This is a genomic window from Staphylococcus sp. GDY8P47P (assembly GCF_016892225.1).
Lineage (GTDB): Bacteria > Bacillota > Bacilli > Staphylococcales > Staphylococcaceae > Staphylococcus > Staphylococcus borealis.
This window is the reverse complement of sequence record NZ_JAFENV010000011.1, coordinates 169,223-189,267: the sequence shown is the minus strand read 5'-3', so window position 1 is coordinate 189,267 and position 20,045 is coordinate 169,223. Positions and strand designations below refer to the sequence as shown.

At 33.9% G+C, this 20,045-nt stretch carries 17 protein-coding genes, 1 pseudogene and 1 riboswitch; of the genes and pseudogenes, 3 read left to right on the top strand and 15 right to left on the bottom strand.

From position 1 onward, the window contains the following. Nucleotides 1-148 precede the first annotated feature (148 nt). The 15 genes and pseudogenes from JVV30_RS13205 to JVV30_RS03880 all read right to left on the bottom strand — a co-directional run. A pseudogene (locus JVV30_RS13205) lies at nt 149-645 on the bottom strand (MrcB family domain-containing protein); the annotation flags it as partial. A 154-nt stretch (nt 646-799) separates the two neighbouring features. After that, nucleotides 800-3,664, bottom strand: a complete 2,865-nt coding sequence (locus JVV30_RS03945; protein WP_204193457.1) for a DEAD/DEAH box helicase — start codon at nt 3,662-3,664, stop codon at nt 800-802. Further along, nucleotides 3,664-4,059 (bottom strand): (deoxy)nucleoside triphosphate pyrophosphohydrolase, encoded by a 396-nt coding sequence (locus JVV30_RS03940; protein WP_016930782.1) that lies wholly within the window; start codon nt 4,057-4,059, stop codon nt 3,664-3,666. The genes JVV30_RS03945 and JVV30_RS03940 overlap by 1 nt, the downstream gene beginning before the upstream one ends. 863 nt (nt 4,060-4,922) lie before the next feature. After that, entirely contained in the window at nt 4,923-5,789 is an 867-nt protein-coding gene (gene galU, locus JVV30_RS03935) for a UTP--glucose-1-phosphate uridylyltransferase GalU (RefSeq protein ID WP_011274904.1), read from the bottom strand. A 285-nt stretch (nt 5,790-6,074) separates the two neighbouring features. After that, nucleotides 6,075-6,347 (bottom strand): hypothetical protein, encoded by a 273-nt coding sequence (locus JVV30_RS03930; protein WP_204193456.1) that lies wholly within the window; start codon nt 6,345-6,347, stop codon nt 6,075-6,077. A 165-nt stretch (nt 6,348-6,512) separates the two neighbouring features. Beyond that, entirely contained in the window at nt 6,513-7,871 is a 1,359-nt protein-coding gene (locus JVV30_RS03925) for a gluconate:H+ symporter (protein ID WP_053028772.1), read from the bottom strand. Nucleotides 7,872-7,911: 40 nt separating this feature from the next. Then, complete coding sequence (gene gntK, locus JVV30_RS03920) at nt 7,912-9,450, bottom strand: gluconokinase (RefSeq protein ID WP_204193455.1); 1,539 nt, start codon at nt 9,448-9,450, stop codon at nt 7,912-7,914. A 21-nt stretch (nt 9,451-9,471) separates the two neighbouring features. After that, entirely contained in the window at nt 9,472-10,158 is a 687-nt protein-coding gene (locus JVV30_RS03915; RefSeq protein ID WP_239469312.1) for a GntR family transcriptional regulator, read from the bottom strand. 131 nt (nt 10,159-10,289) lie between these two features. Next, complete coding sequence (locus tag JVV30_RS03910; protein WP_204193453.1) at nt 10,290-11,012, bottom strand: MerR family transcriptional regulator; 723 nt, start codon at nt 11,010-11,012, stop codon at nt 10,290-10,292. A 94-nt stretch (nt 11,013-11,106) separates the two neighbouring features. Beyond that, nucleotides 11,107-11,982 (bottom strand): alpha/beta fold hydrolase, encoded by an 876-nt coding sequence (locus JVV30_RS03905; RefSeq protein WP_204193451.1) that lies wholly within the window; start codon nt 11,980-11,982, stop codon nt 11,107-11,109. A 141-nt stretch (nt 11,983-12,123) separates the two neighbouring features. Next, nucleotides 12,124-12,825, bottom strand: a complete 702-nt coding sequence (locus JVV30_RS03900; RefSeq protein ID WP_204193449.1) for a GTP pyrophosphokinase — start codon at nt 12,823-12,825, stop codon at nt 12,124-12,126. A 168-nt stretch (nt 12,826-12,993) separates the two neighbouring features. Beyond that, entirely contained in the window at nt 12,994-13,416 is a 423-nt protein-coding gene (locus JVV30_RS03895; protein ID WP_204193446.1) for a DUF2188 domain-containing protein, read from the bottom strand. A gap of 71 nt (nt 13,417-13,487) precedes the next feature. Beyond that, nucleotides 13,488-15,425 carry an FUSC family protein gene (locus JVV30_RS03890; protein ID WP_053028779.1) on the bottom strand — a complete coding sequence of 646 codons (1,938 nt, stop codon included), beginning with the start codon at nt 15,423-15,425 and terminating at the stop codon, nt 13,488-13,490. Nucleotides 15,426-15,591: 166 nt separating this feature from the next. Continuing rightward, nucleotides 15,592-15,876 carry a putative quinol monooxygenase gene (locus JVV30_RS03885; RefSeq protein ID WP_053028780.1) on the bottom strand — a complete coding sequence of 95 codons (285 nt, stop codon included), beginning with the start codon at nt 15,874-15,876 and terminating at the stop codon, nt 15,592-15,594. 253 nt (nt 15,877-16,129) lie between these two features. After that, nucleotides 16,130-17,410: a pyruvate MFS transporter gene (locus JVV30_RS03880; RefSeq protein WP_053028781.1), complete on the bottom strand. Its 1,281-nt coding sequence runs from the start codon at nt 17,408-17,410 to the stop codon at nt 16,130-16,132. A gap of 577 nt (nt 17,411-17,987) precedes the next feature. Beyond that, nucleotides 17,988-18,097, top strand: a riboswitch (TPP riboswitch). Nucleotides 18,098-18,162: 65 nt separating this feature from the next. On the opposite strand from JVV30_RS03880, the gene JVV30_RS03875 reads away from it, so the two are divergent. Genes JVV30_RS03875 through thiS form a run of 3 tightly spaced genes read left to right on the top strand, consistent with a single transcriptional unit; the run spans nt 18,163 to nt 20,045 of the window. Further along, nucleotides 18,163-18,753 (top strand): thiamine phosphate synthase, encoded by a 591-nt coding sequence (locus JVV30_RS03875; protein WP_204193559.1) that lies wholly within the window; start codon nt 18,163-18,165, stop codon nt 18,751-18,753. Further along, nucleotides 18,746-19,861: a glycine oxidase ThiO gene (gene thiO, locus JVV30_RS03870; RefSeq protein WP_204193443.1), complete on the top strand. Its 1,116-nt coding sequence runs from the start codon at nt 18,746-18,748 to the stop codon at nt 19,859-19,861. The genes JVV30_RS03875 and thiO overlap by 8 nt, the downstream gene beginning before the upstream one ends. Continuing rightward, nucleotides 19,845-20,045: a sulfur carrier protein ThiS gene (gene thiS, locus JVV30_RS03865; RefSeq protein WP_053028784.1), complete on the top strand. Its 201-nt coding sequence runs from the start codon at nt 19,845-19,847 to the stop codon at nt 20,043-20,045. The genes thiO and thiS overlap by 17 nt, the downstream gene beginning before the upstream one ends.

Genomic DNA, 20,045 nt, shown 5'->3' with positions numbered 1-20,045 from the left:
TTTCATTAAGTTCTTTAGTCTCTATTATTGTTACTATTTCATTAATATTTAATAATAAAGCGTTATATTCATTTATATTAATTTTATTTACTAATCCGTTAAGTAATTTAATCATTTCTTTGTAGTCTGAAATCATCATATCCTCGGTATACACTTCAGTCTCAAAATCATAATACTTATAAATAATTGAACCGTGAGCATATCCACTTGGCAAATCCGATTTATCATATTTACTATCCTTATTATTTGAATAATAAAATCTACCTACTTCAAAGTTATTATCATCCAGATATGACGCTAAATACTTGGAAAGGGCAAGTGCTTTTTCTTTAGCTTTTTTCACACCCAAAGTTTTTTCTTTAATTTCGCTCCAACCTTGATTTAAAGAGAGATATACCCCTTTGCCTTCGGGGTGAAATAAATAATGTAGTAACCTTTTTGAGTGCTTTTAGTTATATTAGTGTTAAAGGTAGTAACCCATGGAACCATACTATAATTTCCCTTTCCAACACTTCCAGTAGTTGAAAGGTCTTTATTATAAGATAAATTTTCTAGCTGTTTGGGCAATAATTCTTCAATAATTGATGAATACTTGTCACTTAGGTCCCAATCTTTATTCGTTCTGACATCCTCACTATTTTTCATTTTTATCAAATTCAAAACATTTTTTATATCTTTTATCATCTTGAATCCCTCTAATCATTATGTATATTACATATATTATTATATATTCAAAATAATAAAAGACACCATAGTGCAATTTAAAATCTGACTAATTACACTATGGTGATCGTTAATTTTATTCTTCTACAATATATCTATATATATCATCTCTAATTGATGTCTTCATAGTAAAATTCATTGTTACTACTCTATCACCAATATCTCGAATTTCTTCTTTAGCTGTTCCTTGGATGTATTCTGCTTCTCCTAAATAATAATGAAGTCTTCCTTCAGCATCACTTTTCTTTACAAAAATATAAACTTTTTTATTTTGCTCTTTATGGTTAATAATATCTTGTATTTCATTACTTTTTAATGATGCATTTGCTCTTGAAACCCAAGCTAATTCATCTTGACTTATAAAATGATCTTCATATTTAATATTATCTTCTATATCTTCAGATTTTTTATATGTAATAAATACTGGAATATGATCATCTAACACTCTATAACCATAAATGTTATTACTCATATTTTTTTCATCATTTCTCCAGTTTACTAATTTTAGAAAATCTAATCTCGAATATTGATTATAAAGGATTAAGTCATTCCCTGAATTTTGAAACTTCTCATTATAATATTTAGCTAAACTAATTAAATCGTCTACATATAATTGATATTGCATATCTGCCAAATGTTTTTTAAATGAAGCACTCAAAATATATTTATTTCCATTCTTAGTTATAATTGGACTACCATATCTCGCATGTTCTGCTTGACCAAAATATTCTAATGTTAATATTTTTAAAGAAGTTTTAATATCCTCATTATTAAGATGATTCAATTCATCATATATTTCTTCACCTATTTGACTTTTATTGATTATATATTCAAGTACTAAATAATCCGAATTTTTTAATCCAGGTGATATTTCTCTTGATAAGAAACATAAATTTTTTGTTGCATCATCTGAGAGTTCCATTTGCGTATATTTATATTTCTTTAAAAATTCATGATAACTGCTAAATTTAGATAAAATAACCTGAGGGTCAATCGAATTTTGTTCAATATAGTCTATAAGCATTGGTGTATGACCTATTCGTTCTTCAACAGTTTTATATGCATCAATAATAATTTTTACACTATTTAATTTAGCATTATCTATAGAATCATAGATTTTTTTCTTAGCGATTTCTTCAAAATTAATCGTAGATATACCTTCTATTTTATTAGGGTTACTTAAAAACTCACGATATGCATTTTTATTTTGAGATTGATTGTCTGACAAAGCTATTGGAATAAGATAGTTATTTTTATAGTTACCTATAAAATCTATGATTGTAACATATTCTTTTTCAGAACTTTTTCTCAATCCTCTACCTAACTGTTGAATAAATATAATACTAGATTGTGTACCTCTTAACATTAAAATTTGATTCACTTCTGGAATGTCTATACCTTCATTGAATAAGTTGACTGTGACGATATATTTAATTTCCCCATTAATTAATTCATTTGTTACTTTCATCCTTTTATTCGGGGTGTCACTACCAATCAATGACTTGCTTGGAATATTTCTAGCTGTCAACATCTCTGCTATTTCAATAGCCTCTTCTTTTCTACTAACGAATATCAACCCTCTTAATGTATCACCTGAAAAACCGTAATAGTTTGCTTTTTCAACTATGTGACTAACCCTTTCTTCAGAAGTTAAATCTTTTAAATCAGTAAAATCATCACTTTCTATGCCATTATGTACATAATCGGTAACTCCATAATAATGAAATGGACAAAGTATTTTGCTTTCCAAGGCTTTAGGTAATCGAATTTCATATGCAATATTATTATCAAATAATTTGAATATATTTCCATCATCTGTTCTCTCTGGAGTTGCTGTCATACCTAACATAAAATCAGGATTAAAATAATTAAAAATAATTTGATATGTTTTAGCATCAGTTCGATGCGCTTCATCAAAAACTATATAATCGAATGCGTCTTTTTTAAAGTTTTTGTAATTATCATTTCTACTTAAAGATTGAATAGTTGCAAAAACATATTTTGCTTTTTGTTCTTTTTGAGTACCTGTATATAAACCAAACTCTTGTGGACTTTCATGAGGAAATACTTTTATAAATTCTTGGCGAGCTTTCTTTAAAATACTCTCATTATGAACAATAAATAAAAATTTAGTAGGCTTATAATTCCTTACATCCAATGCACATAAAATAGTTTTACCAGTTCCAGTAGCCGATATAACTAACCCTTTATGTTCACCTGATTCTCTTAATTGTCTTAGAGACATCAAAGCTTCTTCTTGCATGATGTTTGGTTTTATTTCATTGGTTTTATTAAATTTGTTTAATAATGTGTTTTGCTCACTATTGATTTCAAATAAATTTTTATAGAGTTTCGGACTAAATGATAATTCATAGTCTTCAATCCATTTCTCATCTAAAGGTATACTGTTATCCCATAATTCTTCAAATTGATACCTTACGTTATGTATTAAATCGCCATTTTTATGAGTTGACAACAAAACATTATGTTCATAATTTACTTTCATTGCAGTTGATGTCAGGTTAGAGCTCCCAATGATCATAGAAGAATAATTATCATGGTCAAATATATATCCTTTCGCATGAAAGCCCTCAATGTCTGTTAAGCGTACTTCAACATTGTTTAGTTTCAATAATTCTTTATACATTTTAGGGGTATTAAATCCTAAATAATTAGAAGTAATTAACTTTCCTGAAATTCCTTTTTTATTTAAATCATAGAGTGCTGATTTAATACTTGCTAACCCACTTTCAGTAATAAACGCTACTGATATATAAAATGTATTACATTTGTTTAACTCATTTAAAATAGTTGTTAATACGTTTTGATTTTTATTATTTATTAATATTTTGGGATTCAAATTACCTTCGTGAACAACGTTTTTATCTATAAAACCTTTATTCAATGACTGCTTTAAACTATCTACTATATTATTAGGCATTATTCTTCACCAGTTGAAATCATTTCTACTGCTGGAATATCTGCTGGTGCCCATTGAAGTGTTTTTAACTCACCAGCATGTAACCACTTGATTTCTTTGTGTTCCGTTAGCGTAGGCATTTGATTATTTAATGTACACTTAAAAGTAGTTAATCTTACAATGCCAAATTCGTATTCGTGTTCAGTTGTAGTCACTTTGTCACCGACAACTAAATCACATTTCATCTCTTCCTGTATTTCTCTGATTAAAGCTTCTTTTTCAGATTCTTCAGGCTCAATTTTGCCACCTGGAAATTCCCACATTAATGGTAATGACATGTTTTCACTACGTTGTGCACATAAGATTTTCCCTTCTGAATAAATTATAGCGCCAACAACATTTATAACCTTTTTCATAGAAAAGACCCACACCTTTTTATTTTATTAATTATAATTTTATCAAAACTTACATTTTCATCAATCCTCTAATTCAAAAGTATGTATAAGTTTTTATAACTTAAATTGAATATATTTAGTTAGAATTTTAAAGCAAATTTGCATTTTAAGAAATCAACCAATTATTGATACTTTCTGTCCATTTTTTGATAACGGGTGCCATTATGTTTGCTTTATAATTAACTTACATTAGATCGATCTGATGTATGAGGGGTATAATAAGCTCTCAACTGATAAAATTCGTTAGAGGCGCATCTTAACTGGAGAGTAAGGTGGGTCTCTTTCTTTTTCAATAAATTTTAAATGAAGTAAAAAGATTGATATTTTTAGCTAAAGATTTGATATTGCGACAGGTATTCTATCTGAATAATATATTGTACAATTTAAGTGTATTAGATATACATCTAATACATAGAGTTTTAGAGGAGGTTGGGAAGTATAACCATTACATATTATATTTCCCATAAGCTCATCTTAGCGGAAACTGAGATGAGTGGAATTTATACTTCTTGAAATATATGTTCATAATGCTCGTGACATGTCAGTCAACTCAACATGAATCAAACATCCAAGATTACGTAATCTAAAGAAGAACCCATAATTCTTTACCATATGTCAGGTGTATTGTGAACTATATATTTAGGAAAAAAGCTATTACAAAATTTTTAATTAATACTTACTCTCTGATGCTTTAACTAAGTATTAATTAAGTCGAAATGTCTCTAAAGAAGTATAGGTGCGATGTTTTCACATCAAAGTTGAACCCCATAAACATTTAAGCTGATCACTTAAGTGCTTATGGGGTCTTCTTTTGTATCATTATATTAAAATCCTAATTCTTTTATAAACTTAATGAGTTCATCTTTCATCTTTGGATCTTTAAGTGCATATTCAATCGTTGTTTTAACGAAACCTAATTTTTCTCCAACATCGTAACGATCACCATCAAAGTCGTATGCATAAACTGGAATATCACTATTCATACGTTCAATCGCATCAGTGAGCTGAATTTCATTTCCAGCGCCCTCTTTTTGTGTTTCAAGGTAGTCAAATATCTCAGGTGTTAAGATGTAACGTCCCATGATGGCTAGATTTGAAGGTGCTGTACCTTGTTTCGGTTTCTCAACAAATTGTTTTACCTCGTAACGACGGCCCTCTTTTTCTAATGGATCAATAATACCATATCTATGAGTAACGCTCTCTGGTACTTCTTGAACGCCAATGACTGAATGGCCTGTTTCTTCGTAAACGTTCATCAATTGTTTAATGGCTGGTGTCTCTGATTCAACAATGTCATCACCTAATAAGACTGCAAATGGCTCATTTCCAATAAATTGACGTGCTGTGTGAATCGCATGTCCTAATCCCTTCTGTTCTTTTTGTCGAACGTAGAAGATGTTTGCTAAGTCCGTAGAATATTGTACTTTCTCAAGTAGGTCATCTTTTCCTTTTTCTTCAAGAACCATTTCTAATTCTTTTTGATTATCAAAATGATCTTCAATTGCGCGTTTATGTTTACCAGTTACGATGATAATATCTTCAATTCCTGCACGAGAAGCCTCTTCCACTATGTATTGAATTGTAGGTTTATCTAGAATAGGAAGCATTTCTTTAGGCATCGCTTTAGTGGCTGGTAAGAATCGCGTCCCTAAACCAGCAGCAGGTATGATTGCTTTTTTTATCTGTTTCAAACTCAAGTAACTCCTTTGCACATTCTGTCTTTTATATCATTTGTTAGTTTATCACTCTTTTGATTTCTTTCCTAGCAATAGCCTGTGATAACCAATTGTTTGAAGTTTGCGTTTAAGTTCTATTCAATTTCAACTTAAAAACAGATGATCGATTATTTTTAAAATACTTACGATAAAGTGTGACCCGAATACCCCAAACATCATATATATTGAACTCAGTAAATTTACTTTGAACGACTTTGATTTGTGTATGCTTATCAAATAATGGTGGATTGCTATAATGCATTAATAATTGTGCAATGTTATGTTTTGCTTTTTTAATATACTCGTTACATAAAAAGCATAGATTAAACCGATGAATGATACGATTAATATAACGTATTCACTATATTGAAAATCAATGATGAAAATCATACCCCAAATGAGTGCGATGATTAAAAGATCTAATTTATCTATCATTTTAAATTTATCTATTTCTTTTTCTACATCATCAATTTTAGAGTTTTGTAACAAATCTAAATCAATATCTCTCACATTTATCTTTTTAACTTTTGACATTCAAATACCCTCAGTAAATTTTTATTTCACAGAATAATATATCATTTAACAGATAATATTTTAATCATAACTTACTTTCTTATTGCATTCTAGACTTGTCATATCAGTGTTAATAAAAAAAGCCACTCGTTGGAGTGGCTTTACATTTTGCATTCAACAATAACCCTATACAAACAAACTAATGAATAAGATAAAGATGATACCTGATACAGAAATAATGGTTTCAAGTAATGACCATGTTAGGAATGTTTCTTTTACGGTTAAACCGAAGTATTCTTTAAACATCCAGAATCCTGCGTCGTTAACATGAGATAAGATAACACTGCCGGCGCCTATTGCGAGCACAACGAGTGCAACGTTTACGTCAGAGTGTTGCAATAATGGTAAAACGATACCTGTGGTAGAAATGGCAGCTACTGTAGCTGAACCTAATGCGATACGTAATACAGCTGCTACAATCCAAGCAAGTAAGATTGGTGACATGGTTGAACCTTCGAACATTTTCGCGATGGTATCGCCTACGCCGCCATCAATCAGTACTTGTTTGAATGTACCACCACCGCCAATGATTAAAATCATCATACCTATTGGATAGATGGCGTTGGTAACTGACTTCATAATGTCGTCCATTTTTCTGCCACGATTTAAGCCCATAGAGAAGATCGCAAAGATAACTGAAATTAACATTGCTGTACCTGCAGTACCAATGAAGTAAACGATTTGTTCAAATAAATTTGTAGCTGCTTCATGGCCTGTAATTAATTGTACAATAGTTGAAATTAACATTAAGATAACTGGCAACACAGCTGTAAATAAACTTAATCCGAAGCTTGGCATTTCAGATTCTTTGAATTCTCTTTGAGATCCTAATGCTGAGATATCCCCTTCACGCGTATAGGCAGAAGGAATGATTTTTTGTGCAATTTTATTGAATATTGGTCCAGCGATAATCGTTACTGGAATGGCAATGATAATACCAAATAGCAATACTTGACCAACGTTCGCTTTTAATTCTTTTGCAATAACAACGGGGCCAGGGTGTGGTGGTAAGAAACCGTGTGTTACTGATAAAGCCGTCACCATTGGTAAACCTAATTTAAGTGGTGAGACTTTCGCACGTTTAGCAATTGTAAATACTAATGGAATCAATAGAACTAACCCTACCTCGAAGAATAGTGCGATACCTACGATAAAGGCTGCGATTAGCATTGCCCATTGCACGTGTTTCGGTCCAAATTTAGCAATTAATGTGTCGGCAATTCGATTGGCACCGCCACCATCAGCAAGTAATTTACCAAGCATGGCACCTAATCCAAAGATTAGCGCAATGTGACCGAGCGTACTTCCCATGCCCGCTTCTATGGTTTCCATAATTTTATTTAATGGCATACCTAGTAATATCGCAGTGACAACAGAAGTGATGATTAATGAAATAAACGTGTTCAATTTTAAGAAAATAATTAATGACAAAAGTAATAAAATCCCAATAACAACACTGATAATTGGCCAAATATCTCCAAACATCGTAAACCCTCCTAATGTTTTCTTTTTCTAATTTAATGATTTACTCCATGTGTTTACGTTGAAAGTCTGCAATTTCTGCATAGCGTTCTTCTAATGAACGACTTAAGTTGATAAAGATGGATACTAACTGTTGATACACTTGAACTGTGTCTGGATCAGGTTGATGCGCATTTGTTGTCCCGACCATTTGTTCAATAATTGAGTAGTCATCAATTTCCCCTAACGCTTTCAAACCTAATACACATGCGCCTAAACAAGAGCTTTCATAGCTTTCAGGTACGATGAGATCTGTGTCGAAGATATCTGCCATCATTTGACGCCACACTTCACTCTTAGCAAAGCCGCCTGTTGCTTTGATTGTGCTTGGTGTTTCATTCATGACTTCCACAAGCGCAAGATAGACTGTATATAGGTTATAAAGTACACCCTCTAATGCGGCACGTATCATATGTTCCTTTTGATGAGAGAGCGTTAATCCGAAGAATGATCCACGCGCATCTGCGTTCCATAATGGTGCACGTTCTCCTGCAAGGTAAGGATGGAAAATAAGTCCTTCTGAACCTGGTTTAACTCTGCTAGCGATTTTAGTTAGTACATCATATGGGTCAACGCCTAAACGTTTCGCCGTTTCTACTTCACTTGCGAGTAATTCATCTCTCAACCATCTTAGTACGACACCACCGTTATTTACGGGTCCACCAATGACATAATGGTCTTCGTCCAATACATAACAAAAGATACGACCTTTATAATCTGTGCGTGGTTTGTTAATTACTGTACGAATAGCACCAGATGTACCAATCGTGACAGCTACTTCGCCCTTTTTGTAGCTGTTTACACCTAAGTTGGATAGTACGCCATCACTTGCGCCAACAATAATAGGCGTATCCTCATCTATGCCCATTAGGGTGGCGTAGCGTTTTTTCATGCCTTTAAGTATGTGTGTGGTAGGTACTAATTGTGGTAATTGTGCCTCAGTGATACCAAGTAATTCGAGTGCTTCTGCATCCCAATGGCGTGTTTCTAAATTAAACATACCTGTCGCGGATGCCATTGAATGGTCAATAACGTATGTTTCAAATAGTTGATAAAATATGTATGTTTTAATATCTGCGAACATCGCCGTTTGTTTATAAATATCAGGTTGTTCATGTTTCATCCAGAAGATTTTAGATAATGGTGACATTGGATGTATAGGTGTTCCTGTGCGTTGATAAATGTCTGAGCCATGATGTTCCTTATTAATACGTTCAGCATATTGACTTGCGCGATTATCAGCCCAAGTGATACTTTCAGTCAAACGATGATGTTGCGCATCGAGTGCAATCAAGCTATGCATTTGTGCGCTAAATGCAATGAGTTTGATGTCTTCTTTTTTAATATTTGCTTCTCTTACAACATATTTCACAGTCATAAGAACGGCATCAAACAATTCGTCAGGATTCTCTTCAGATACATCAACATTGGGCGTATGTAAGGGGTAGCCAATGCTATGTTTCATGATAAATTGTCCATTTTCATCGTATAATACGGATTTCGTACTTGTTGTCCCAATGTCCACACCAATCATGTAGTTCATAGTATTCCTTCTTTCTTCTATTTATCTTAGCCAGAAGCTTTCAATGTCTTCGCCAACATCGTCGAAATTTAAATGAAAGGCTTCTCTTAATTTCGCTGAATCATAGTGTTCAATCGCCTCAACAAACACATTATGATTGTGATGAATGCGTTCAAAATCTGCTTTATCATGGTCCATACGTTGTCGCATGGATAACAATACGAGTGTTTCGATCACTGGTTTCAAATGTTTCCAGAATGTTTGTAAATATTGGTGATTTGATGCATGTATCATTGCTTCATGAAATTGAATATCATGTTGTGTAAATGCTTCAGCATCTTCGAATTTAACTGCTACTTTCATCATTTCAAGATGTTTACGCATCTCTTTGATAATCGGTTCTCTATCTATATGTTTTATCTTTGCGAATGCAAACGACTCTAGCATTAATCGTAAATCGTACAGTTCTTTCTTCTCTTGCTCACCAAATTGCAATACTTTAGCGCCCATGCGTTCTAATTGAATGAGTTGATCTGTTTGTAATAATTTAAAGGCATCTCTAACTGGCGAACGGCTAACGTCAAATTGTTTAGCCACTTGATTCTCTGTAAGTAGCGTGCCCGCTTCAATCTCACCACTTACAATTTGTAAACGTATTTCTGCTGCGACACCTTCACCTTTAGACATGCCTCCAAGCCATTGTGTTGGATAACTTTCTTTCACATGCATCACTCCTATTCATTCAATTACAACTTGTATACAAGTATATTAATATATAAGTTACGTTTTTGCAAACGCTTTCTTTTTGTGAATTTAAAAATCCCGGCCACAGATGGACCGGGAAAACCATGATTAAAATTCTATTTCTTCTCATCTGAAACTTCGATGCAGTAATGTGTTTCGTGACACTTAGGGCATTCTAATTTACGTGTTTGCATAGTATGTCGCGCCATTATAAATTGTTTCACAGATGGTTTAAACGTATGTTGGCAGTTTGGGCACAAATATGAAATGTTTTTATAATAGAATGTCGTTAATCCAATGGCATAGGTTACTAAAATAGGCAAGATTGAAACGAAAGGCTTACTTGAACTTCTCAGTAAACTTACAATTAGTCCTGTGTATTGAATCATGCCAATGACGCCTGCGCTCATCCATACTTTACTTTTAAACGATTTCAATGTAGTCGATTGTTTCATTGCTTTATCTATGTCAGATAGATGATTGATTGGTGCGTTTGAGTGATCTGAAATGTACTGTTCTACATCATTGATATGTTGTAATGCTTTTGTTTGATCGTGTATATGTGTTTGCAATGCTTCCTTATGTAGTTGAAGCATTGCTTTTAATGTCTGCATATCGCTATCTTCGTACAACAATATTTGAATTTCATCTAACGTACAACCAAATTCCTTTAATAACGCAATCAACTGTAATTGTTGTACATCGTCTTCATTGTAATATCTGCGATTTGATTCTGCTGTACGTTTCGCTGTTAATAAACCTTTACGATCATAATATTGTAGTGTTCGAACCGTTATACCTAGTTGATCAGCTAGCGCCCCAATAGTGTAATGTGACATAGTGTCCACCTCCTACATTGAATATAGTTCATGACGTAACGTCACATTCAAGACCTTTTGATAAATGATGTTATAGGTCAGTCTAAAGGCAGTCTTATTTATCTTCAATCCATGATTTTATATGATCAATAATCCCTACAGTGCCATTAGGTAATTGTTCAAGGACAGATGGAAAGTCCATGTGCCCAATACCAGGATAGACGATTTCCTTCGTTTCACCGCCGTAGCGCTTATACTGCTCCATAGTGGCTTGTGAATCTGTGTACGGGATAATTTCATCATCTTGACCAGAGATAAATAGTAACTTTGGAAATTGTTCAATTTCTTCAATATCTGGAAGATAATCTGCTTTAATTGTATATAATAAATCAGTGATTATCGTCTTAATCGGGGCGACAAAGGATAAGATATCTAGACCGTTTTCTTTTCGTGCATAAACTGTTTTCTTTAAGATGTATTGTGGCAAGTTTTTGATGGCAGTAATTTCATCTTTGAAATGATCACGCTTACTATCTGTTGAGAATAAACGTGCAAGCATACTTGTGTTTGGCGTAATTTTAGCTGCGCTACTTAAATACACAAGATGAGATATCGGTAGTTTATTAAATTTCAATAGACGTGTGCCAATCATCCCTCCCATTGAATACCCAATAATCATGACCTTTTCAAGGTGTTGTGTGGCAACGATTTGTTCCAAAACATCTTCAATTCGTTCAGAGTAATCATCTAAAGTATGGTTATTACGATCAATCTTTGAACTTCTACCACGACTTGGACAATTAATAAAAATCATTTTATACTCTCTGAAGTAAGGTTCGAACATGGTCATAATACGGTATGTCATGATCGCACCATGTATAAATACGATTGCTCTATTTGATGTTGGATTGCCCGCGAAAGCGACTTCTACTTGTTCGTTATGATAATTTTTTAATTGATAAATTTGTGTTTTAAAATGTTTTCTGTTCATAATCATCCTCAAAAATCCCTATATTACTAAATTATTATTTTATCATAAAATTATCAAAACAGAGACAAATTAAAAAAGCATAACTTATAAAATTGTTACAGGTTATGCACAATTCAATAAGTTACGCTATATCGTTTAACGTTATTCATTATTATCTGAAATCGCAGAATGAATGGATTGCATTTTAGATTCTACATCTGAAATTTCAAGGGCACAGTCTTTTAACATATCGCTATAATCTTCTGTATTAGCATTATTTTTATAACGAATTTTATGTTCTAAACTTGCCCACATATCCGTGCCAATGGTTCTAATTTGAATCTCTACAGGTAATGTTTCCACTTTATTGGATAAGAATACGGGAATTGTCACAACGATATGTAAACTACGATACCCATTTTCTTTCGGATTTTTAATATAATCTTTACGTTTGAGAAGTTTAACGTCTTCTTGTTTTAGGAGCATCTTCTCAATGACATATATATCTTCTAAATAGTTACAAACGACACGAATTCCCGCAATATCAAGGATATGTTTACGCGCACTTTCTGCACTAATTTCGACTTGCTTGCGATGTAATTTTTTAATTAGACTATTCATTTCTTTTACACGTCGTTCCATATGATGAATCGGATTATGTTTATAAACATAGTTAAAGTTGTCATCGAGAATATCTAATTTGGTACTGATTTCTTTTAAAGCTGAGGCGTATAAATGATCGAGTTCTACGAAACCAATTAATCTATCAAAGGCTTCATCTCCATCTTTGAAATGATGTAAGTTATCTTTAAATTCGCTTCGTAATTCTTCTATATACAATGATGGTTTTCTTTCTACATACATAGTATTTCCTCCTTAATCATCACAGTTTATTATATCGAATTACAAAATAAACTAAAAATAATACTCTTTTATTGCAGATTATTTTAGAACTTTCAATTGATAATAAAAACGCACGAAGTTGAAACAGCATTCTGTTTGAACGCATTGTTTCAGCCTCGTGCATTGATTTTATTGCGATGATTCCCTTTTTTTATGTTCAATGACTGTCGTTCCACGATTATCAGCAATAGCTTGCGCGCGTTTCGTGGCATCTGCTTTCTTCTCAAAAGTATCGGACGCTTGTTTTGCCCCTTCTGTTTTCACTTTCCATTCGTCATCTTCAAAGTAAACATGTACATTTTTGTCATTGAGTTTTGGATTCGCTGATTGATCCTTTTGGTGTTGTGTGACATGCTTGTGCTTTAATTCATCAAGCTCTGCTTTCGATGCATCTTTATACCAATCTTTAGCTTGTTGTGTTGCAATCGGTATAACATCGCCTTCTTTATAGCCATCTTTCAACATTGCATTACCAATATCGATGGCTTTTTTTCGTTCTAATTCAGCAAAGTGCTTCCACGTATTCGGATAATCGTCCATCGTCCAAGGCATGGTATCAATCTCCTTTTTTCATTGATAGTTAGCTTTACCACTATCACCAGAAGTGAAACTCGATGATGATATTATGCTTTAATTGCAGCTCCATCTTCAACTTCATTAATATCTTTACGTGTATGCACACAATTATTTTGCAGTCGCATTAATGCCGATTTAATGTAATTATATTGCGGTAAATCGGAAAGTTCATTAATTTCAAGTCTGCTTTGAAGTTCGAAATGTTTCGCTAAGTTCTCAAAGGTAACAAGGTATTCTCCCATTTGATGATCAGAAATACGTTGACGTTGATGATCTTGCATTGCACGCATTAACATAAAGTTAATTTCTTCCAATGCGAAGATGCTTGGATAATAATAACGAATCACTTCTTGATTTGAGAATAATTCACCACTTGCTGAATTATTAATTTGTGTCATGTTACTCATTTTCACTGATAAAGCTAAGCTTTCATCTCTTTCACGTAAATCATCTTGGTAATGATTTTCTGAGAATAAATATTGGAAGATAACGGCTTCTTTACGAACCACTTCTGCAATCGTTCGTGGTAACATGGCGGATGCTGTTTGTCGATTAATAAGTAAGATCCCAACAACTGCGATGGCAATACCAATCAATACATCAAAGATACGTGTATAGGCAATTGAAATGGACAGGTTATCTGACGCTAAACCATTTAATAATATAACTTGGATTGTAATAAAGATTACCGCAAAGGCATAGTTAGAACCTACAAATGTTTCAGTAACCATTGCCGCAAGACCCATAATGATGACTGCAATAATCAAGTGTGGATTGAAATATAGTATTGCTGATAATACGAGTGTACCTAAGATAGTACCTAAGCCACGGGCTACAGAACGGTCTAACATGCGTCGTGTTGTCATACCCAATAAGACGGTATGCGCCGTTAATGGAATCCAGTAAGATTTTTGGATATTAAATGCTAATGAAATAAAAATGGCCACTGCCATAATTACGGCATAAATCAAAGTATTTCGAAATACGATAGAATCTAACGTTAAATTATGAATGATGCGTTGACTGTAAAGTGGCTTACGAACACTCGCTTCATGTTCAATTTGGTTAGAATCTAAGTTTGTAATTTCATCGATTTTCAAGATATATTGCCATAAATCGTCGAACGCTTCATCAACATTGACTTCTTTTGTCCATTTTTCTCGAGCTGCTGATGTGCGATATGCATTGCGTATTGCAACGTCCATCATTTCAACTAATTCATTTGGAATTGGGCGTATCCCTTTTTCATGTAATTCCAATAGCTCTGAATACAAACCTTGTGCTGAGGTATGTAGCAATAACAATCTTTGGAAGCGAGGACTTAATTTTTGATCAGCCCCAGCTGTTGCAGTGATTAACAATTCATCAGAGTTCTTGAATTGTGTTACTGCTGCTTTGGCACTCTCTTTAAACTTGTCAACATCGTTATAATTGTGCATTAATTCTTTAATCATGTTAAAGTCAGCATTAATTGCTCTATTTTCAATCTTTTGCTTTTGGAAAAGGATTGTCAAAATAACTACAAATGTAGCAATCGCACCACCAATAAGAATGGCAACACCGCGGTACAGTGCTTCATTTGGCGCTACTGGCAAGTTGCTCGGTAAACAAAATGTTACAAGGAAGAAAGTTGAAGACGGTCCAGCAATCTTCAATGCACTGAAGATATAGTAAGGAATGACCGTAACTAATAATAATGTCACACCATATAGAATCGGTTCAGTAACCGTAAGTGTTCCCAGTATCATACATACCGCAAATGAGAGCGAACATAAGATAACTGTTCTAATCATTGAACGTGGTGAGCTTTTGAACACATAAATATGTGCCAATGTCCCAGTTGACACGAGCAATCCTAGTGCGAAATTACCTAGGAAATAACCTAATAGTGCTGGGATTATTAATAACAAGCCCTGTCTGATACCTTTCATCGGGTCAACTTTACTTGTATCAAATGTGATAAGTGATTTTAAAACATTTCCCAATGTTATCTTTCCTTTCTATAAAACATACATATTCAATGATAACACTTTTTATTCGTTCATATGATAGTGATTGTTTAAATAATAAAAAGGTAGGATTGAAATCATCGCTTCGCAATTGACTTCTTATCCTACCTTAGTCATGTTTACGTTATGAAATTAACTTTAATTATTTTACTTCAGCTACGTCGATCACTGGTTTTTCTGTAATATAGTTACCGATATTTTCACTAAACACTTTAAAATGATCTGAATGATTGTGTGCTTCAACAGCAGCTTGATCTTTATAGTTCTCTACAACTACGAACGTATTACGTTCACTTACATCTTCATAGTGACTATAAAATGTATTACCTTCTTCTTCACGTGCATGTTTGACTAAATTCGTCATTAAATCTAAATAGGCATCACGATGTTCTTCGCTTACTTTAAGTTTTGCATTAATAATAATCATACATTTCACCCTCAATTTGTGATTTATTCACTATCATCTTACCACTTCCACATATATAAAACAGGGAGTGGGACAGAATTCTTTTTAGATTCGTCGTCCCACCCCCGCAAGGGTGACTAGAACTGAGAAAAGCTTGATTTAAGCATTTCCTCAGTTCAGTCAGCTACTGCGAAATTGCAAAATAGCATATTTATATTATTTATATCCCAGTCTCGACGATTTATCTAGGCATGATGCCCTAGTTTATATAAAATTATTTTAATTCACGACTTTCATCTTTAATTAATGGTTTATCTGGTGATACAAATAACCATAAAATTGCTGCGATAACTGCTGGAATAATTAGCAATTGGAAAGTCATTGTCCAACCAAGTGATGCTACTAATGCACCAGCTAAGAATGGACTTAATAACGCACCAATGTTACCCCATAAGTTCATCCAACCAGATACAGTACCTGCGAAGTTTCTACCAATGTCATTCGCTGCAGCCCAGCTCATACCCATTGATACACCCATACCGCCTAAGCCAAGTGATAACCAGAAAATAGTTACATATAAATTATCAGTATGTACTGCAAAGAAAATTGAAACTGCAAATACGATGAAACCTACAATAGCAATCAAACCTCTTGAAACAAATCTTGATTGACCACTGCGTAAAATTTTATCTGAAATCGCACCAGCAGATAAAATTAAAATAAACATAATGAACCAAGGTAATGAACTAATCGCCATGTCTTTAAATTCTACATGATATTGTTCAGTTAAGTACGTTGGTAACCAAATTAAGAATAATGAAATAACAAATTGTACTACAAAGTATTGACCTGCAATCGCATAGAAACTAATACGACGGAAGAATTGATTCCATGGTGGTAATGATTTCGTTGTTTGAACAAGGTCACGATTCTCCATAATGAAATGTTTCTCTGCGTCATTAACCATACGATGTTGCTCAGGTAAATCTTTCGCAATAATTCCCCATAATATCGCAATTAAGATACCTGCCACACCAAAGATATAAAATACCGCTTGCCAGTTAAATGCGTTTACAATAGCAATTGTAATGACAGGTGCTAATACAGGTCCAAAATATGAACCAGCAAGTAACATACTTGATGCTCTACCTTTCTCATCTTTAGAGAACCAGTTTGCATTAAACACGGCGTTTGATGGATACATAGGCGCTTCCCCGATACCGAATAAGAAACGAACTAAATATAATAAACCGTGATGTTTAATCATACCTGTTAAAATAGTGAAAGCACTCCACCATACTAAAGCAATTGTAATCATCTTACGTGGTCCGAATTTCTCAGCTAGCATACCTGAGGGTACTTGCATTAAAGCATAACCTAACGAGAAGAATGAAGCTAATAGACCAAATTGTTGTTTTGTCATATGTAAATCTTCCATCATTTGCGGGGCAATATACGAAATGTTGGATCTATCCATATAGGCGATAACACCTATAATAAAAAATGCTAATGCAAAAAACCAACGAACACTACTTTTCTTTTGTCTTTGTACCATAACCTCTTTTTCCTACTTCCTCTAATTTGTTGATTCTAAATATGTTGTCTAATATACTCACAAGACTCCCTATTATATAAAAATAACTCCCTTATAACCCTTACCATCATAGGGTTTTTAGCATTTATTTTTATTTATATTACCAGGTTTTGAAATCGTTTTCAACATCTTATTTAAAAGTTCTTTTATTAAATTGTACATCGTTCGTTACTTTATTCACTAATTACGTCATTTGGGAGTGGAACAGCATTCGTTGTTCACTCCCAACTTACTTTGGTTGTAAAATCACTTTCGTGATTTTTTGTGCTGGGGCCCCGACTCCCAACTTGCTTTGGTTGTAGAATTTCTTAATGTCATTCTTTGTGGTGAGACCCGCCCCCAAGGATGACTAGAACCGGCAATAGCTTAATTTAAGCGCCTTCTCCGTTCAGTCAGCTACTGAGAATTTGTGAAATAGGATCATTATATAATTGATGTCTCTTGCTCTTCCTATTAAAATTTGAACTCTATTCGAAAAAATTGTAGAATGAATTTGAAATCAAACGTGAATCATAATTATTAAAAATTAAATAGATAATTTATCCACTGGAAGTGCCTTTGTTTAAGGCTGAGAGTAAAGAAAGAACTTTATAATTCCTGGAACCTGATCCAGTTTGCACTGGCGTAGGAAAGTGGCTTGCTAAATAACGTTCTATATAGACCAACGCTATTTCCTACGAAGGAGATAGCGTTTTTTTCATTTATTAGGAGTGATAGACATCTTTATTGCGATAACAACTTACAAACATTTAACAGCGTCAGATTTAGAACATTTTCTTGATATTAGTGAGGGGATTGATGGTTTACTCTTTCGTACCCCTATGTCTAGAGATGAGTTGCATTCTTTTATCAACAGATTAATCGTTGCTAGATTCCCTAGAGATAAAATCATTGTCCATAGCGATATCGAATTATTAGAAGCGCTAAATCTTACACGTTTACATTGTCGCGAGATGGACACGTTGGCATTCCACTATAAAGAACACCATCCAGAGGTGCAGGTTAGCATGTCAACGCACTCGGTTGACTCTGTTAAACAGGCTTATCAACATCACTTGGATTATGTCTTTTATGGTCATATATTTCCAACCGCTTCTAAGCCAAATCAGCAACCTAGAACATTGTCCGAAATCAAAGATGTTTTGCACGTTCCTATCCCGATATATGCCATAGGTGGTATGACGGAGGATACGATACATCAACTGCCACCTGGCTTTGCAGGTATTTGTGCAATCTCATACTTTATGAACGCATCTTTACAACAAATTCAACATCTACGAAAGGAGTGGTTGAAAGATGCATGACGTTCTTATTATTGGTTCTGGTGTCATCGGAATGTCCATTGCAAGACACCTTAGTCACACGCATCTCGACATCGCAATCGTTGACCGAGATATACCTGGTAAACATGCATCCTATAAAGCTGGTGGCATGTTAGGTGCTCAGAATGAATTTACAGAAGATAGTGATTTATTTCGACTTGCACTCGAGTCGCGAGACCTCTTTCCGGAATTATGCCAATCTTTACAAGATGAAACGGGCATTGATATTCAATATCAAGCATCTGGATTAATTAAAATTGCGAATCAACCTAGTGATGTAGACCATTTACGTGCACAATATCAATTCCTACACGCATTAGATCACAATGTTGTTGCGCTCTCAGACAATGACTTAGCCGATTTAACAAATGGCAATGTCTCAGCAGCGGACATGGCTATTTATATCCCCAATGATGGACAAATCAATGCGAATCATTATACGAAAGCATTGTTTAAATCTCTGCAACAACGTCACATTACGCGCTACTTTAATACAGATGTTACAGGCATTCATCGTCAGAATGGCTATTATCAAATCGCATCATCTAAAGGTGATTTATATGCTAAAAAGGTCATTGTTGCAGGTGGTGCATGGTCATCTCAACTATTAAAGCAATATCAACTGCCACGTGAGGTTGTTGGCGTTAAAGGTGAAGTCCTACTTGTGGAACACGATGATTTACATTTAGATCAAACGGTATTTATGACCAATGGATGCTATGTTGTGCCGAAACAACCAAACCGTTATTTAATTGGTGCTACGAGTGAATTTGATAATTATTCAGTAGGTAATACAACGCAAGGTATTTCCTGGTTGAAACATTATGCAATAGCACGTATTCCTGAACTTACAAACGCACGTGTACTCAAACAATGGTCTGGCGTACGTCCGTACACAGAGGGTGAACTACCAATTATGGACCAAATTGATGATGGCTTATATATGATTACCGGTCACTATCGTAATGGTATTTTATTATCTCCTGTGATCGGACGTGACATCGCAAATTGGCTATTAACTGGTGTTAAACCAGCTCAATATGAATCTTTCAATGTCTCAAGGAGGTTAAATCATGAAATGTATCATTAATGGTGACACGTTCACGTTCGACTCGGAACAATCGATTCATCAAGTGCTCGAATCACTCGAGTTAGACCCACAACGTGTCATTGTTGAACATAATAAAACATTGATTAAGCAAGATGATTATCATCAACACACTGTGCGTGAAGATGATCAATTAGAACTATTAGAATTTGTTGGAGGCGGATAA

Bases quoted from the DNA above. Each gene is read 5' to 3' on its own strand.
- JVV30_RS03885 (WP_053028780.1), bottom strand. From the start codon at position 15,876: ATGATTATTATTAATGCAAAACTTAAAGTAAGCGAAGAACATCGTGAT.
- JVV30_RS03925 (WP_053028772.1), bottom strand. From the start codon at position 7,871: ATGTTTGGAGATATTTGGCCAATTATCAGTGTTGTTATTGGGATTTTA.
- JVV30_RS03880 (WP_053028781.1), bottom strand. From the start codon at position 17,410: ATGGTACAAAGACAAAAGAAAAGTAGTGTTCGTTGGTTTTTTGCATTA.
- JVV30_RS03910 (WP_204193453.1), bottom strand. From the start codon at position 11,012: ATGTCACATTACACTATTGGGGCGCTAGCTGATCAACTAGGTATAACG.
- JVV30_RS03945 (WP_204193457.1), bottom strand. From the start codon at position 3,664: ATGCCTAATAATATAGTAGATAGTTTAAAGCAGTCATTGAATAAAGGT.
- JVV30_RS03915 (WP_239469312.1), bottom strand. From the start codon at position 10,158: ATGCATGTGAAAGAAAGTTATCCAACACAATGGCTTGGAGGCATGTCT.
- gntK (WP_204193455.1), bottom strand. From the start codon at position 9,450: ATGAACTACATGATTGGTGTGGACATTGGGACAACAAGTACGAAATCC.
- thiS (WP_053028784.1), top strand. From the start codon at position 19,845: ATGAAATGTATCATTAATGGTGACACGTTCACGTTCGACTCGGAACAA.
- JVV30_RS03895 (WP_204193446.1), bottom strand. From the start codon at position 13,416: ATGCCTTGGACGATGGACGATTATCCGAATACGTGGAAGCACTTTGCT.
- JVV30_RS03940 (WP_016930782.1), bottom strand. From the start codon at position 4,059: ATGAAAAAGGTTATAAATGTTGTTGGCGCTATAATTTATTCAGAAGGG.
- JVV30_RS03900 (WP_204193449.1), bottom strand. From the start codon at position 12,825: ATGTATGTAGAAAGAAAACCATCATTGTATATAGAAGAATTACGAAGC.
- JVV30_RS03905 (WP_204193451.1), bottom strand. From the start codon at position 11,982: ATGAACAGAAAACATTTTAAAACACAAATTTATCAATTAAAAAATTAT.
- thiO (WP_204193443.1), top strand. From the start codon at position 18,746: ATGCATGACGTTCTTATTATTGGTTCTGGTGTCATCGGAATGTCCATT.
- JVV30_RS03930 (WP_204193456.1), bottom strand. From the start codon at position 6,347: ATGTCAAAAGTTAAAAAGATAAATGTGAGAGATATTGATTTAGATTTG.